This window comes from Parachitinimonas caeni (assembly GCF_030129945.1).
Classification (GTDB): Bacteria; Pseudomonadota; Gammaproteobacteria; order Burkholderiales; family Chitinimonadaceae; genus Parachitinimonas; species Parachitinimonas caeni.
On the sequence record NZ_JARRAF010000012.1, the window covers coordinates 70,871 to 86,194 of the forward strand.

A 15,324-nucleotide genomic window follows, 5' to 3' on the forward strand; every position below is an offset into this window, starting at 1 on the left:
TGGAGGCTCTAGGTTTGAGGTGGATCAAGTAGGCCCAGTTTTCCCCTCAGGCAGCCAAGGTAAATGGAGGGGTTCGGTGCCGTGTGGTAGCGCTGGGCATGCCATATCATCTCCCCAAGGCAGTCCATAAGTTGATGTTGTGCATCATGTTCACTGCCGCATTGTTGAGTCATTTGCAGATATAGGCTCTTGATGCCTTGGGGTTGATCTATGGATAGCTGCTCTTCGATCGCTAAGTGCATCGATAAATGCAAGAATGGATTGGTGTCACCAAATTCAGGTGGATAGTCACGATCAAGAAACTTCTCTCGTGCGGCCAGCAGGGTGTGATACTCGGGATGTTGCCACATGATGGCAATGGTCATTTTTTCCAGATCGGTAAGCACTGCCTTTTGTTCCATTTTTTCCCAGGCGTCAAACAGGAATTGGCGTGCTTGGTCTCTTGTTGGATTAAACATTGATAGGGCTTCACTACTAAATCATTTCTCGATTGTAACCTAGAGGTTCGCGGCTGGCGTAGTGAGTGAAGGAGATGGGGCGAGTCTTCCGGGTTTAAATGACGGGTGTGGTGGTTGTCTTGAGCAAGTTTGGGAATGAGAGTTTCAGTGGTTTTAAACCTAGGTATACAAGGAAGCGTTCATGTCGTCGTCAATTTATGATTTTTCCGTCGCTCGTATTAATGGTGAAAGCAGTGACCTGTCCGAGTACCGTGGCAAGGTATTGCTGATAGTCAATACCGCGAGTGAATGTGGGTTTACGCCACAATATGAAGGCTTGGAGTCTTTGTATAAAAAATTTAAGGGAGAGGGGTTGGTGATTTTGGGGTTTCCTTGTAATCAGTTTGGTGGGCAGGAGCCTGGATCGGATAATGATATCGCTAGCTTTTGCCAAGTGAATTTTGGGGTGACATTTCCGATGTTTGCCAAAGTGGACGTAAATGGCAGTGCGGCACATCCGTTGTTTGAGTTTCTTAAAAACCAGGCTAAGGGTGTGTTGGGGACGGAAATGATCAAGTGGAACTTCACTAAGTTTCTTGTTAACCGTGAAGGTGAGGTGCTAGAGCGCTTTGCGCCGACGACCAAGCCCGAAGAGATAATTCCAGCAATTGAAAAACTTTTATAAGGCAATTTCTCGCCGCTAATCAGTCTTTGATGTGGTGAGTTTTTCTTTAATTGGTCAAACGTCCTGCCGCGGCCTTGAAGGTGGTATTCCTTGCGGCCGAGCCACTCGATTGATGCAAGTGCCAGATTTCCTTTATAATAACCAGCAAACGCAGTTCTTTAGAATTTTATGGCGAACGGGATAGGGCAAAAGCCTTATCCCGTTTTGTTACGTCTAGCCCCCGAAATTTGACCTTTCTTCCTGGCAAGTTTCGGCGTGCTGCCCACTCGCAGGAGCCCCTGGTGCCACATCAATCCAAAGCCCTTCTCGCCCTTGCTGACGGTACGTTGTTTCACGGTACTTCGATTGGCGGCGACGGTGTTGCTATCGGTGAAGTTGTTTTTAATACCGCGATGACCGGGTATCAGGAAATATTGACCGACCCGTCCTATACCAAGCAGCTGGTTACACTGACCTATCCTCATATTGGCAATGTTGGCGTCAACGCTGAAGATGCAGAAGCGTCACGGGTGTACGCCGCAGGTTTGATTGTTCGAGATACTCCAATTCGTGCTTCCTGCTGGCGTTTGCAGCAGACGCTACCCCAGTACCTCCGCGAGCATGGCGTGGTCGCAATTGCAGATGTGGATACACGTAAGTTGACTCGCATTTTACGGGAGCGAGGTGCTCAGTCCGGAGCGATTGTGACGGGAGATGCTGTTGCTAGGCCAGACGAAGCGATCGCACTCGCTAAAAGCTTTGGATCCATGGCGGGGCAGGATTTGGCAAAGGTTGTATCTGCAAAAGAGCCATATGTGTGGACGGACGGAGAGTGGCGCCTGGGGCAGGGTTTTGCGGTAGCGGATAGTCCCAAGTTTCATGTGGTTGCTTATGACTTTGGGGTGAAGCTGAATATCTTGCGAATGTTGGCGCAGCGGGGGTGCAAAGTCACTGTTGTGCCTGCGCAGACATCAGCAGAAGAGGTGATGAAACTGGCACCTGATGGAGTGTTTCTCTCGAACGGGCCTGGAGATCCTGAACCATGCGAATATGCAATTGCTGCCATTCGCGTGTTTCTGGAGCAGAGTCTACCTATCTTCGGCATTTGCCTTGGGCATCAATTGCTGGGCTTGGCTGCGGGGGGGAAGACTAGCAAGATGAAGTTTGGCCATCACGGTGCAAATCACCCTGTACAGGATCTGGATTCAGGAAAGGTCATGATTACCAGCCAGAATCATGGCTTTCAGGTGGATGAGTCGAGTTTGCCCGCTAATGTTCGGGTAACTCACCGATCGTTATTTGATCGGACAGTGCAGGGTATTGCGTTGATGGATAAGCCGGCCTTTAGCTTCCAGGGGCATCCCGAAGCCAGTCCGGGGCCGCACGACGTAGCATATTTGTTTGACCGGTTTATTTATTCGATGGAGGCGATGAAAAAGTGAGCTAAGTGGTGGGCTTAAACATTGCAGGCCATTTAAGTTTCTTCACAAAAATTTTGAATCACTTTTTCAGGAAGTAAACACATGCCGAAGCGTACAGATATCCAATCAATTCTTATTATCGGCGCGGGGCCGATTATTATCGGTCAGGCTTGCGAGTTTGATTACTCAGGTGCTCAGGCCTGTAAAGCTCTTCGAGAAGAAGGGTATCGGGTTATTCTCGTCAACTCGAATCCGGCCACAATCATGACAGATCCCAATATGGCGGACGTCACTTATATCGAGCCAATTACTTGGCAGATTGTGGAAAAGATTATCGAGAAAGAACGCCCTGACGTGATTTTGCCTACCATGGGTGGACAAACAGCATTGAACTGTGCCCTTGACTTGTGGCACCACGGCGTATTGGACAAGTTTGATGTTGAAATGATTGGTGCGCGCCCCGACGCCATTGATAAAGCAGAGGATCGCCAAAAGTTCAAGATGGCCATGGAGAAGATTGGCCTGGAAAGTGCGCGGTCGGGTATTGCGCACAGCTTGGACGAGGCGCTCGCTGTACAGGCGAAAATGGGCTTCCCGGCAATCATCCGCCCCTCTTTCACCATGGGCGGTACCGGTGGCGGTATTGCTTATAACATTGAAGAATTTACTGAAATCTGTACTCGTGGATTGGATTTGTCTCCAACGCGTGAGTTGCTGATTGAAGAGTCGTTGCTGGGTTGGAAAGAGTATGAGATGGAGGTGGTTCGCGATAAGGCAGATAACTGCATTATCGTCTGCTCCATTGAAAACCTGGATCCAATGGGCGTGCATACGGGCGATTCGATTACCGTTGCGCCGGCACAAACCCTGACAGACAAGGAATATCAGGTTATGCGCAATGCCAGCTTGGCTGTGTTGCGCGAAATTGGTGTAGATACCGGTGGCTCAAACGTACAGTTCGCAGTAAATCCAAGGGATGGGCGATTGATTGTTATCGAGATGAACCCTCGGGTGTCTCGTTCATCTGCCTTGGCCTCCAAAGCCACAGGTTTCCCAATTGCCAAAGTTGCCGCCAAGCTGGCGGTTGGGTATACCTTGGATGAGTTGAAGAATGACATTACTGGTGGAAAAACCCCGGCGTCATTTGAGCCATCAATTGACTACGTTGTTACCAAGGTACCGAGATTTGCGTTTGAGAAGTTCCCTCAGGCGAATGATCGATTGACTACGCAGATGAAGTCGGTAGGTGAAGTCATGGCGATGGGGCGGACTTTGCAGGAGAGCTTGCACAAGGCGCTCAGAGGCTTGGAAACGGGTATGTCTGGCTTTGATGAGCGCACGCAGGATGTCGATGTCATCAATGCGGAGCTTGGGGCTCCCGGGCCAGACCGTCTTTGGTTTGTCGCGGATGCGTTCCGTGTTGGCATGAGTCTGGATGAGGTATTTGATCATACAAAGATTGATCCATGGTTCCTGGCTCAGATTGAAGATCTTGTTAAAGAGGAAGCTGCTCTCAAGAGCAGGACGGTGGATGATCTTTCTGCCTCCGAATTGCGGGCGTTGAAGCGTAAGGGCTTCTCGGATCGCCGTCTTGCAGCGCTGATGGGGACTGACCAGAATGCTGTTCGGCGCCGTCGCCATGAGTTGAATGTCCGGCCGGTGTATAAGCGGGTTGATACCTGCGCTGCAGAATTCGCGACTAATACCGCTTATATGTACTCCACCTATGAAGATGAGTGTGAGTCCAAGCCAACAAATGGTAAGAAGGTCATAGTGCTTGGTGGCGGACCAAATCGTATTGGTCAAGGGATTGAGTTTGACTACTGCTGTGTTCATGCAGCGCTTGCTTTGCGGGAAGACGGGTATGAGACCATTATGGTCAACTGCAATCCTGAGACTGTGTCCACAGACTACGATACCTCTGATCGTCTTTATTTTGAGCCGCTGACGCTTGAGGATGTTTTGGAAATCGTGCACGTGGAACGCCCTTATGGCGTAATTGTGCAGTATGGTGGGCAGACCCCTCTCAAGCTGGCTCGTGCCCTAGAAGCCAATGGTGTACCTATTATCGGTACCAGCCCTGACATGATTGATGCGGCGGAAGATCGAGAGAGATTCCAAAAATTACTGCATGATCTTGGGTTGAAGCAGCCTCCCAATGCTACGGCTAGAAATGAGCGAGATGCATTGATCTTGGCCGCAGAGATTGGCTATCCATTGGTTGTCCGACCTTCTTATGTGCTGGGTGGTCGAGCCATGCAGATCGTGCATAGTGAAGAAGATTTAACTCGCTACATGCGTGAGGCGGTTAAGGTTTCAAATGATAGTCCTGTGCTTCTGGATCGCTTCCTGAATGACGCAATTGAGGTGGATGTTGACGCAATCTGCGATGGATCGGATGTGTTGATTGGTGGCATCATGGAGCACATAGAGGAAGCTGGTGTGCATTCCGGCGACTCGGCGTGCTCGTTGCCGCCTTATAGTCTGTCTAAAGATCTGCAGGATGAGTTAAGACGACAAACCGTTGCTATGGCAAAGGCATTGAATGTCATTGGCTTAATGAACGTGCAATTTGCGATTCAAGGCGATACGGTATACGTACTTGAGGTTAATCCTAGGGCGTCTCGGACCGTGCCATATGTATCCAAGGCAACGGGGCTGTCGCTTGCTAAAATTGCTGCAAGAGCAATGGTTGGTATGTCATTGAAATCTCAGAATGCTTTCAATGAAGTGATTCCTCCCTTTTATTCTGTAAAAGAAGCGGTGTTTCCCTTCATTAAATTCCCAGGTGTAGATACCATTCTTAGCCCAGAAATGAAATCGACTGGCGAAGTTATGGGGGTTGGTGACACATTTGCTGAGGCATTTGTGAAGTCACAATTGGCTGCTGGGGTTAAGCTGCCTGAAAGTGGTAATGTTTTCCTTTCGGTGCGGAATGCCGATAAAGTGGCGATGGTTGAAGTTGCTCGCACGCTTAAGGATATGGGTTTTGTGCTCTATGCCACAAAGGGTACTGCGGCGACGTTGGCAGAGGCAGGGGTTTCTGTAGAACCTGTTAACAAAGTGAAGGAGGGGCGCCCTCATATTGTGGACATGATCAAGAATGGCGATATCGCATTGATTGTGAATACTGTGGATGAGCGTCGCGCTTCGATTCAGGATTCTTATTCCATCCGTCATGCGGCATTACAGGGACGTGTACCAATCTATACGACTATCGCTGGAGCTAAAGCTGCTTGTATTGGTATGGCACATATGCAGGAGTTGCGGGTTTACCCTCTACAGGACTTGCATGGAAGAATGACTACTCAGCTGCACTGAGTTTGTAACAAACTTCTTTGATCGTTTGGCCGCCGTTGTTTGAAACGGCGGCCGTTATTTTTATTGCCTCCGGGCATCATTTCCATTTGTTCCCCGCGTTAGAGTTCGAGGAGATTTTAAAAGTGATCAAGATACCTCTCACCGTGATTGGCGCTGAATTATTGCGTAACGAGCTGCAGCGTTTAAAAAGTGTGGAGCGTCCAAATGTGATTGCTGCAATTGCAGAAGCAAGATCACATGGCGACCTTTCTGAGAATGCTGAGTATGATGCGGCTAAGGAGCGGCAGGCATTTGTAGAAGGCAGAATTGCTGAGCTAGAAGGAAAGTTGTCGAATGCGCAGATTATTGATCCCAAAGAGCTTGATGCGGATGGGCGGGTCGTATTTGGTGCAACAGTAGATTTAGAGGATTTGGAAACTGGCGACAAAGTAGCCTATCAAATCGTTGGGGATGATGAAGCCAACATCAAGTTAGGAAAAATATCGGTTAGCTCTCCAATTGCAAGAGCATTGATTGGCAAGGTAGCTGGTGAAGTTGCGGAAGTAATGGCGCCAGGTGGAATTCGAGAATATGAAGTTCTTGAAGTACGTTATATCTGATCAAAGATTAAGCGATACATGGATGCGATTTTAATAGGACTTAGATCGATTTTTGCGTATCTGTGGATTGGTGGCTTGTGGATCGCCGGAATTCTTGTTGCGCCTGTGCTCTTTCAATCCCTGCCGAATGCTGATGCCGGCCGTGTTGCGGGAAAGATATTTCAAGTGATGGCTTGGATTGGAATGTTCAGTGGTGCCTATATCTTGCTGATATTTTTTTGGCAACTCGGGGTCAAAGTGTTTAGTACCATCGAGTTCTGGGTGATCGTGCTGATGCTGATGCTTACGTGCCTTAATCATTTTGCAATTTTTCCGATCTTATCTGGGATTAAATCGCAAATGTACCAAGCGGCTGAGGGGGTGTTTGGGGGCGGATTTCAAAGCTGGCATACCATATCCAGCGCAATCTATCTGTTGCAAAGCGTACTGGGGGTTATGTTCGTGGTCAGAGAAGGTGCGGTAAAAACCGGTTAAGCTGCAAATTAGTACGGCCGGTTTGCCGGCCATATTTCATTATCAGCCCGTTCAGATTTTTGATTTTTTGGGCTTGGGTAAAGTAATCTGGCTTGGTGTAGATGGCCGATAAATGACTAGTAGCTTTCCGATGTGCTGCACTTTGGCGCAGCCAAGCTGCTGGCAAATATCGGAGATCAATGCATTGCGTAAGTCCCTGTCATCACCAAGTACACGAATCTTGATTAGCTCATGAGCATCTAAATTGATGGCGATTTCCCGAATAACGGCGTCTGTAAGACCGTTGTTTCCGATCATTACTACTGGCTTCAGGTTGTGAGCTAGCCCTTTCAGATATTGGCGTTGTTCGCTAGTAATTTGAATTTCCATTCAGTTTCAATCCGTTGCGTTATAAGGTTCCTATTTTACGTTATGGCAAGAAGTAAAACTAGCAAGGCTTGGCTGCAAGAACACGTCAATGATCACTATGTACACTTGGCACAAAAGCACGGCTATCGTTCTCGTGCGGCCTATAAACTGCTTGAGCTAAACGAAAAGGATCGGTTGTTCAAGCCGGGAATGTGTGTAGTTGATCTTGGGGCAGCTCCAGGCAGTTGGTCGCAAGTTGCAAGAGACTTGGTTGGTAGTGCTGGAAAAGTGTTTGCTCTGGACATATTAGAAATGGATCCAATCACGGGGGTAGATTTTCTCCAAGGAGACTTCCGTGAGAGCGTTGTATTGGATAATTTTCTAGAATTATTGGGTGATCGCAGTGTGGATCTTGTAATTTGTGATATGGCACCCAACATGAGTGGTAACTCCGTGACTGACCAAGCAAGAAGCTTCCTATTGTGTGAGTTGGCACTGGAGTTCTGTGTTTCCCACCTTAAGCCCGGTGGGAATTTTGTGGTCAAAGTGTTTCAGGGATCTGGCTACATCGAATATATGAAGCAGATGCGGGAATCCTTTTCACAAGTTATTTCTCGGAAGCCCATGGCGTCGCGCGGGCGCAGCAATGAGAACTATTTGGTAGGCCGCGGTCTCAAAGGGGCTTAAGCTGACACCTGTAGGTAGCAAGGGTAAAATCCGCAGAGAGGCGCGCCTCTGCGCAAAGGAGTGTTGCAGTGAATAATTTGGGCAAGAATATCGCTATATGGGTGATTATTGGTCTGGTGTTGATGACCATTTTCAACCAATTCTCTAAGCGTCAGGAAGCTCAGGCGCAGATTCCATATTCGCAGTTCATGGGCGATGTGGAAGCTGGGCGTGTTTCCAATGTTGAGATTGAGGGACATCCGTTGCGGGGGCAGTGGATCAAAGGCAAGAGGGGGGACGGGTCAGCCTTTTCCACTTTTGCACCCTTTGACTTTCGCCTTGTCGATACATTGATCAAGCATAACGTCAGATTTAGTGCCAAACCTGAGGAAGAGCCATCCTTGCTGATGAATATCTTCGTGTCTTGGTTCCCAATGCTTCTTCTGATTGGCGTGTGGATTTTCTTTATGCGACAGATGCAGGGAGGCGGACGTGGCGGTGCTTTTTCTTTTGGAAAGAGTCGCGCACGCATGTTGGATGAGTCGAACAATCAGATCACATTTGTTGACGTAGCTGGGTGTGACGAAGCAAAAGAAGAAGTTCAAGAGATTGTTGAGTATCTAAGAGATCCGGCGAAATTCCAAAAGCTGGGTGGGCGTATACCGCGTGGGATTTTGATGGTCGGCAGCCCTGGTACGGGAAAGACATTGTTAGCCAAGGCGATTGCAGGGGAAGCCAAGGTGCCTTTCTTCTCGATTTCCGGCTCCGACTTTGTGGAAATGTTTGTTGGCGTGGGGGCAGCTCGTGTTAGAGATATGTTCGAAAACGCAAAGAAGAATTCTCCCTGCATAATTTTCATTGATGAAATTGACGCGGTAGGCCGTCAGCGTGGTGCGGGCCTTGGCGGAGGCAATGATGAGCGAGAGCAGACCCTTAACCAGATGCTGGTTGAGATGGATGGATTCGACTCCACCTCTGGTGTGATTGTTGTCGCGGCTACCAACCGTCCTGATGTGCTTGATCCAGCGCTTATGCGGCCTGGTCGATTTGATCGCCAAGTTGTTGTGCCTTTGCCAGATATTCGGGGTAGAGAGCAGATCCTGAATGTGCATATGAGAAAGGTGCCGATTGCTACAGACGTTGATCCAAGCATAATTGCACGGGGTACACCGGGTTTCTCTGGTGCAGACTTGGCTAACTTGGTAAACGAAGCTGCATTATTTGCAGCGAGATCAAATAAACGGCTTGTCGATATGCAGGATTTTGAGAATGCAAAAGACAAGATCATGATGGGTGCAGAGAGGCGCACCATGGTGATGGACGATGAAGAGAAACGGAATACCGCTTATCACGAATCTGGTCATGCTATCGTTGGTATGCTTTTACCGAAATGTGATCCGGTTCACAAAGTCACCATCATCCCGCGAGGTCGTGCGCTTGGATTGACCTTGTCTTTGCCAGAACAAGATCGCTATAGCTATGACCGTGAATTTTGCTTACAGCGAATTGCTATGATGCTTGCCGGTCGAATTGGCGAAGAATTGTTCATGAACCAAATGACAAATGGTGCTGCGAATGATTTCCAACGTGCTACTGATCTGGCTCGAAGAATGGTGACACAGTGGGGCATGTCTGATGCACTGGGACCAATGGTTTATGGCGAGGAAGAAGGGGAAGTGTTCCTTGGTCGTTCCATCACGACGCATAAAAATGTGTCTGAGGCGACAATGCAGCAGGTTGATGCAGAAATACGCCGGGTGATTGATCAGCAGTATGCGTTAGCAAGACGACTGCTTGAGGAGAATCGAGATAAAGTTGAGTCGATGACCGCTGCTTTACTTGAGTGGGAGACGATTGATGCGGATCAGATTGATGACATCATGAATGGTCGCGCTGTACGTCCACCGAAGCCGCGTGCGGGTAGCGCTTTACCTCCGCCTAGCGATCTTCCGTCTGGGACAGCGCCTACTGCTACGGCAACTACTGCGTCTGGCGCATAATCATTTAAAAGTTGACTGGTGTTGATTTGGCGGCGACGAATCCTGGATTCGTCGCCGCATTTGCTATATGGGCAGCTTATGGGAAGTTCAGTGCTTCGCTGTGGAAGATTTTTATTGCCAATGAATCGGCCACTCGTTATGGGTATCTTGAATGTAACCCCGGATTCATTTTCAGATGGGGCTCCGAAGGGTGCTGTGACGGAGTTCTTGCGTAAAGCTGAGGCCATGGTTGTACAAGGCGCCGATATTATTGACATCGGTGGTGAGTCAACTAGGCCGGGGGCTAGTTCTGTGCCTTTGGATACGGAGCTTGCTCGGATTCTGCCTGTTTTGCGGGAGATCGTTTCGTGGAATGTGCCTGTATCCATTGATACATACAAAGCAGGTGTTATGTCAGCCTCGCTGGAGTGTGGTGCTGATATGATCAACGACGTTTCGGCGCTGGAAGACGTAGGAGCATTGAATGTGATTGCGCAGAGCAACTGTGCGGTCTGTTTGATGCACAAGAAGGGTCAGCCTGACACCATGCAGCAGGCTCCACACTATCAAGATGTCATGTCGGAAATTCGAAACTATCTGGATGGTAGATTGGCAGCGGCTAGACGAGCGGGGGTCGCCCGGGAACGCTTGGTGATTGATCCTGGCTTTGGCTTTGGGAAAACCTTTGAAGACAACATTGAGCTTATGCGACGACTTCCAGAATTCAAAGATCTTGGTTCACCAGTGCTGGTTGGTATGTCCCGTAAGGCTATGCTCGGGAAAATTACCGGAAGGCCGGTCAGCGAGCGTATGGTTGCCAGTATAGCAGCAGCCTTGGTTGCCATAAGGAATGGCGCCGGCATTGTGAGAGTTCATGATGTCGCCGCTACCAAAGATGCGTTGTCTGTGTGGGCGGCACTGACCTAGTCGTAATGGAAAGCCGCGATCTTTTCTATTGATGAATTTGGTGAATGTAGGAATGAGCAGAAAATTTTTTGGAACAGATGGTGTTCGGGGTAGGGTCGGAGTTGAACCCATTACTCCTGAATTCGCAATGAGGCTAGGTTTTGCGGCAGGTAAGGTCTTGGTTGCCGGGAAAATTGGTGATACCCATCCTGCGGTCTTGATCGGTAAAGATACGCGTATTTCCGGGTATATGCTGGAGTCGGCTATACAAGCCGGACTTTCCGCTGCTGGAGTGGATGTTCATCTGACTGGGCCACTCCCGACCCCTGCGATTGCATATCTGACTAGGGCGCTAAGGTTGTCGGCAGGAATTGTCATTAGCGCCTCTCACAATCCATATGATGATAACGGGATAAAGTTTTTCGGTGCTGGCGGTGTAAAGCTACCGGATGAAGTTGAAGCAAAAATTGAAGCATTAGTTGGTAAGCCACTAGAGTGTGTGGATTCTAAAGACTTGGGAAAGGCATGGCGAGTCGCAGATGCCGGTGGTCGTTATATCGAATTTTGTAAGGGTACGTTCCCAGCGGATTTAGATCTCAAAGGCCTTAAGATAGTGGTCGATAGTGCGAATGGTGCTGCATATCAAATAGCCGCACATGTTTTCCATGAGCTCGGGGCTGATGTGGTTTCTGTTGGCAATCATCCGAATGGGCTCAACATCAATGAAGGATGCGGCGCAACCTACACCCAAGCGGTTCAAAAGGCAGTGCTCGATTCTGGTGCGGATTTTGGAATAGCGCTTGATGGCGATGGTGATCGTCTCATTATGTGTGACTCTCAGGGCGAGATTTATGATGGTGACCGCTTGCTGTATATCATCGCAAGTTTCAGGCACGAGGAAGGCATTCTGGATGGAGGCGTAGTTGGGACTCTGATGAGTAATCTTGGTCTTGAGACGGCGCTGAAGAATCTGGGCGTGCCATTTTCACGTTCTAAAGTTGGCGATCGTTATGTCCAAGAAATGCTGAAACAGAAGCGTTGGGTTTTGGGAGGGGAAGGATCTGGCCACATTCTTTGCCTGGATCGCCATACCACCGGGGATGGAATTATCTCGGCGCTACAAGTGCTTCAAGCTGTTTTGCAGGGCGGGAGAAGTTTAAGCGAGTGGTGTGCCGATCTCGAAGTCTATCCTCAGGTTCTGGTTAATGTGCAGGTTGCAAAATCCTTTGATTTTCGAGAATCGCTAACTATTCAGGCTGCTCTGGTTGAAGCAGAAGTTGAGCTGGGCGGAATGGGTAGAGTACTTCTACGGCCTTCTGGAACGGAGCCGGTATTAAGGGTAATGGTGGAGGCGAGAGACTCCACCATTGCTGAGCGCTGGGCTGGACGTTTGGCAGAGCTGGTCTCTCAAGCTGCAGCCGCATAATAACTGTTGGGCAAAACGACAGTAATGGAGAAGTTGTAACGAAACAGAAATATTGTATCGCTATGATGTCCTCAATCAATGTTGCCTGTCTTGCTGGCCGGGCGTCTTTAATTTGAGGGACTGACGATGTTTAAGTTGATTTCACCAGTTGTAAAGCAAATCTCTGGTTGCGTTCTGGTTGCAGGTTTGTCTTCGCAAGTTTGGGCGGCTGATATTACTGGCGCGGGTGCGACATTTCCTTACCCGATATATGCAAAATGGGCCGACATTTACAAGACCAAAACAGGCGTGGGAATGAACTACCAGTCGATTGGTTCTGGGGGGGGCATCAAACAGATCAAAGCAAAGACTGTGGATTTCGGCGCATCAGATAAGCCCCTGACAGTCGAGGAATTAAATAAGGAAGGACTGGTGCAGTTTCCGGCCGTTATTGGTGGAGTTGTTCCGATTATTGAAGTGCCGGGTATCGAGCCTGGCAAGCTGGTGCTCACTGGTGGTTTGTTGGCTGACATTTTTTTGGGCAAGATTACAAAATGGAATGCTCCTGAAATTGCAGCGAAAAACCCGGGTCTGAAATTGCCGGAAATGGCGATTACGGTTGTTCATCGCTCAGATGGTTCTGGTACAACTTTCCTTTTCACTAACTATCTCTCTAAAGTAAGTGTCGATTGGAAGCAGAAGGTTGGTGAAGAAGCTTCCGTGCAGTGGCCTGTCGGGATTGGAGGCAAGGGGAATGAAGGAGTCGCAGCTTATGTCCAAAAGGTGAAAGGCTCTATAGGGTATGTTGAATATGCTTATGCTAAGAAAAATAAAATCCCACATGCGGCGCTAACGAATGCAGATGGGCGCTCTGTTCAGCCCGATGACGTGACATTTAAGGCTGCTGCGGCAAGTGCTGACTGGAAGAAGGCGCCTGGGTTTAATCTGATCTTGACCAATCAGCCTGGTTCGGATAGTTGGCCCATTACCGGTGCAAGCTTTATCTTGATGCATAAAAACCAAGAGAAGCCTGCCCAAGGTGTTGAGGTCCTGAAGTTTTTTGATTGGGCATACAGCAACGGTAGTAAAGAAGCGACTGATATGGATTACGTCCCGCTGCCAGACGCATTGGCGCAGTTAATTCGTGCTGCTTGGAAGAGTCAGATTACAGATGGAAAAGCAGCTATCTGGAAGTAAAATCAGCTGATTCAAAAGCTGGCATCCCGCATAGGCGGGATGCCTTTTTTGTTGTGTGCGCAGGAGAATTCGCGTGTCTTCAACTTCAAATCGTAAATTTCTGCAAAGGCAGCGTATTTACGATAGCTTCTTTCAGAATATAACCAAGTTTTTTGCCTTCCTGGTATTGGCTACGCTCCTTGGAATCATCATTTCTCTGATAATTGGGGCGATGCCGAGCATTAAGCAATTTGGTTTTAACTTTTTGATAAATGACTCCTGGGATCCGGTAAAAAAAGACTTCGGAGCATGGAGCCCGATTCTAGGTACCTTAATTACTTCTTTCATTGCGCTATTCATAGGGGTTCCAGTTAGCTTTGGAATTGCCCTTTTTTTGACGGAGTTGTCCCCTCTATGGATGAGACGTCCGTTGGGAATAGCAGTGGAATTATTAGCCGGGATTCCTAGTATTATTTATGGCATGTGGGGGCTTTTTGTATTCGCCCCCTTTTTCTCTGATTACCTGCAGCCGCACATAATAGAGCATATCGGTTCGATCCCTTTAATTGGCCTATTGTTCACTGGGGCGCCGATGGGAATTGGTATGTTCACCGCAGGGTTGATTCTATCAATTATGGTAATACCCTATATTTCCTCGGTAATGCGAGATGTATTTGAATTGGTACCTACGATGTATAAAGAGTCCGCATACGGACTTGGCGCGACAACCTGGGAGGTGGTGCGATATGTTGTGCTGCCATATACAAAGACTGGGGTGGTGGGCGGGATAATGCTTGGCTTAGGCAGAGCACTGGGTGAAACCATGGCCGTCACATTTGTTATTGGAAATGCACATGACATAAAGGCTTCGCTATTTATGCCGGGAACGAGCATCGCTTCGGCTCTCGCAAATGAATTTACGGAGGCTGATGGTGTTTTGTATACGTCGGCTCTGATAGAGCTAGGCTTAATATTGTTTGGGATCACCTTTGTGGTTCTAACGCTTTCAAAAATTCTGCTTTTGCAATTGCGCAAAGCTGAAGGCTCCCAATCATAAGAAGTGGATCATTTATGAAAAATGATTTGTATCGTAAACGACGCTTGATTAACTTCATTAATTTATCAATGTCGCTTATGGCTATGCTTTTTGGGTTATTTTGGTTGGCATGGATTTTATATACCCTTTTGAAATATGGCCTAGGTGGAATCAGCCTTGGCTTGTTCACGCAGACAACCCCGCCTCCCGGTAGTGAAGGCGGTTTAGCAAATGCGCTCTACGGCAGTGCGGTCATGTCGCTATTAGGTGCCGCGATTGGTACGCCTGTGGGGATTTTGGCGGGAGTGTATCTTGCGGAGTTTGGAAGTAAAGGTTGGCTCGCACCCGCGACCCGATTTGTAAATGACATTCTGCTCTCCGCTCCTTCGATTGTGATCGGGTTGTTTGTATATGAGATGATTGTAATCCGAATGGGACATTTCTCGGGGTTTGCCGGAGCAATTGGATTGTCTTTGCTTGTGATTCCCGTTGTTGTTCGCACAACTGAGAATATGCTGCGATTGGTGCCGAATAGTTTGCGGGAGGCTGCATTTGCTCTTGGCGCACCTAGATGGAAAGTTATAATGTTTGTCACAATTCGATCCGCTAAGGCGGGGGTCCTCACCGGTATTTTGCTTGCATTTGCGCGCATAACTGGCGAGACAGCGCCCCTGCTATTCACGGCACTGAATAATCAATTTTGGAGTAACCTGAATAGTCCGATGGCCAATTTGCCTGTTGTGATTTTTCAATTTGCAATGAGTCCATATGAAGACTGGCATAAGCTCGCATGGGCTGGTGCATTATTAATTGCTGTAGGTGTACTTGGCTTGAATGTTGTCGCGAGGATGATAACGGTCAAGCGAGAGAGTGCTTGATTTAATAGATGTTT

Annotated in this window: 14 protein-coding genes; 12 read left to right on the forward strand and 2 right to left on the reverse strand. The window is 48.4% G+C overall.

Going from position 1 to position 15,324, the window contains the following annotated elements; genetic code table 11:
- Nucleotides 1-8: 8 nt before the first annotated feature.
- Complete coding sequence (locus tag PZA18_RS12060; RefSeq protein ID WP_284101096.1) at nt 9-458, reverse strand: DUF1841 family protein; 450 nt, start codon at nt 456-458, stop codon at nt 9-11.
- Nucleotides 459-639: 181 nt separating this feature from the next.
- Between PZA18_RS12060 and PZA18_RS12065 the strand changes: the two genes are divergently transcribed.
- The 5 genes from PZA18_RS12065 to PZA18_RS12085 all read left to right on the forward strand — a co-directional run bounded on the left by PZA18_RS12065 (nt 640) and on the right by PZA18_RS12085 (nt 6,916).
- A complete protein-coding gene (locus PZA18_RS12065) occupies nt 640-1,122 on the forward strand; it encodes a glutathione peroxidase (RefSeq protein WP_284101097.1) in 483 nt (160 codons plus the stop codon).
- Nucleotides 1,123-1,403: 281 nt separating this feature from the next.
- Nucleotides 1,404-2,543 (forward strand): glutamine-hydrolyzing carbamoyl-phosphate synthase small subunit, encoded by a 1,140-nt coding sequence (carA, locus tag PZA18_RS12070; RefSeq protein WP_308447372.1) that lies wholly within the window; start codon nt 1,404-1,406, stop codon nt 2,541-2,543.
- Between the two features lie 81 nt (nt 2,544-2,624).
- Nucleotides 2,625-5,843, forward strand: a complete 3,219-nt coding sequence (gene carB, locus PZA18_RS12075) for a carbamoyl-phosphate synthase large subunit (protein ID WP_284101098.1) — start codon at nt 2,625-2,627, stop codon at nt 5,841-5,843.
- Nucleotides 5,844-5,965: 122 nt separating this feature from the next.
- Entirely contained in the window at nt 5,966-6,442 is a 477-nt protein-coding gene (gene greA, locus PZA18_RS12080) for a transcription elongation factor GreA (protein WP_284101099.1), read from the forward strand.
- A gap of 18 nt (nt 6,443-6,460) precedes the next feature.
- Nucleotides 6,461-6,916: a DUF4149 domain-containing protein gene (locus PZA18_RS12085; RefSeq protein ID WP_284101100.1), complete on the forward strand. Its 456-nt coding sequence runs from the start codon at nt 6,461-6,463 to the stop codon at nt 6,914-6,916.
- A 51-nt stretch (nt 6,917-6,967) separates the two neighbouring features.
- Here PZA18_RS12085 and yhbY read toward each other — a convergent pair whose 3' ends face one another.
- Nucleotides 6,968-7,285, reverse strand: coding sequence for a ribosome assembly RNA-binding protein YhbY (yhbY, locus tag PZA18_RS12090; protein WP_284101101.1), 318 nt, complete (start codon nt 7,283-7,285; stop codon nt 6,968-6,970).
- 42 nt (nt 7,286-7,327) lie between these two features.
- Between yhbY and rlmE the strand changes: the two genes are divergently transcribed.
- The 7 genes from rlmE to pstA all read left to right on the forward strand — a co-directional run bounded on the left by rlmE (nt 7,328) and on the right by pstA (nt 15,310).
- Nucleotides 7,328-7,951, forward strand: a complete 624-nt coding sequence (gene rlmE, locus PZA18_RS12095) for a 23S rRNA (uridine(2552)-2'-O)-methyltransferase RlmE (RefSeq protein WP_284101102.1) — start codon at nt 7,328-7,330, stop codon at nt 7,949-7,951.
- A 68-nt stretch (nt 7,952-8,019) separates the two neighbouring features.
- Nucleotides 8,020-9,930: an ATP-dependent zinc metalloprotease FtsH gene (gene ftsH, locus PZA18_RS12100; protein ID WP_284101103.1), complete on the forward strand. Its 1,911-nt coding sequence runs from the start codon at nt 8,020-8,022 to the stop codon at nt 9,928-9,930.
- A gap of 138 nt (nt 9,931-10,068) precedes the next feature.
- On the forward strand, nt 10,069-10,836 hold the full coding sequence (gene folP / locus PZA18_RS12105) for a dihydropteroate synthase (RefSeq protein WP_284101104.1): 768 nt from the start codon (nt 10,069-10,071) through the stop codon (nt 10,834-10,836).
- A 52-nt stretch (nt 10,837-10,888) separates the two neighbouring features.
- The gene (gene glmM / locus PZA18_RS12110) at nt 10,889-12,241 is read left to right on the forward strand and encodes a phosphoglucosamine mutase (protein WP_284101105.1); all 1,353 of its coding nucleotides are present in this window, start codon (nt 10,889-10,891) and stop codon (nt 12,239-12,241) included.
- Between the two features lie 126 nt (nt 12,242-12,367).
- Nucleotides 12,368-13,417 (forward strand): phosphate ABC transporter substrate-binding protein PstS, encoded by a 1,050-nt coding sequence (gene pstS, locus PZA18_RS12115; RefSeq protein WP_284101106.1) that lies wholly within the window; start codon nt 12,368-12,370, stop codon nt 13,415-13,417.
- Nucleotides 13,418-13,490: 73 nt separating this feature from the next.
- On the forward strand, nt 13,491-14,453 hold the full coding sequence (gene pstC / locus PZA18_RS12120) for a phosphate ABC transporter permease subunit PstC (protein ID WP_284101107.1): 963 nt from the start codon (nt 13,491-13,493) through the stop codon (nt 14,451-14,453).
- 14 nt (nt 14,454-14,467) lie between these two features.
- Complete coding sequence (gene pstA / locus PZA18_RS12125; RefSeq protein ID WP_284101108.1) at nt 14,468-15,310, forward strand: phosphate ABC transporter permease PstA; 843 nt, start codon at nt 14,468-14,470, stop codon at nt 15,308-15,310.
- The last annotated feature ends 14 nt before the right edge of the window (nt 15,311-15,324 follow it).

What these genes read in the sequence shown, in the direction of transcription:
- PZA18_RS12060 (WP_284101096.1), bottom strand. Translation starts at nt 458, where the DNA reads ATGTTTAATCCAACAAGAGACCAAGCACGCCAATTCCTGTTTGACGCC.
- yhbY (WP_284101101.1), bottom strand. Translation starts at nt 7,285, where the DNA reads ATGGAAATTCAAATTACTAGCGAACAACGCCAATATCTGAAAGGGCTA.
- PZA18_RS12085 (WP_284101100.1), top strand. Translation starts at nt 6,461, where the DNA reads ATGGATGCGATTTTAATAGGACTTAGATCGATTTTTGCGTATCTGTGG.
- PZA18_RS12065 (WP_284101097.1), top strand. Translation starts at nt 640, where the DNA reads ATGTCGTCGTCAATTTATGATTTTTCCGTCGCTCGTATTAATGGTGAA.
- glmM (WP_284101105.1), top strand. Translation starts at nt 10,889, where the DNA reads ATGAGCAGAAAATTTTTTGGAACAGATGGTGTTCGGGGTAGGGTCGGA.
- pstS (WP_284101106.1), top strand. Translation starts at nt 12,368, where the DNA reads ATGTTTAAGTTGATTTCACCAGTTGTAAAGCAAATCTCTGGTTGCGTT.
- carB (WP_284101098.1), top strand. Translation starts at nt 2,625, where the DNA reads ATGCCGAAGCGTACAGATATCCAATCAATTCTTATTATCGGCGCGGGG.
- rlmE (WP_284101102.1), top strand. Translation starts at nt 7,328, where the DNA reads ATGGCAAGAAGTAAAACTAGCAAGGCTTGGCTGCAAGAACACGTCAAT.
- pstA (WP_284101108.1), top strand. Translation starts at nt 14,468, where the DNA reads ATGAAAAATGATTTGTATCGTAAACGACGCTTGATTAACTTCATTAAT.
- folP (WP_284101104.1), top strand. Translation starts at nt 10,069, where the DNA reads ATGGGTATCTTGAATGTAACCCCGGATTCATTTTCAGATGGGGCTCCG.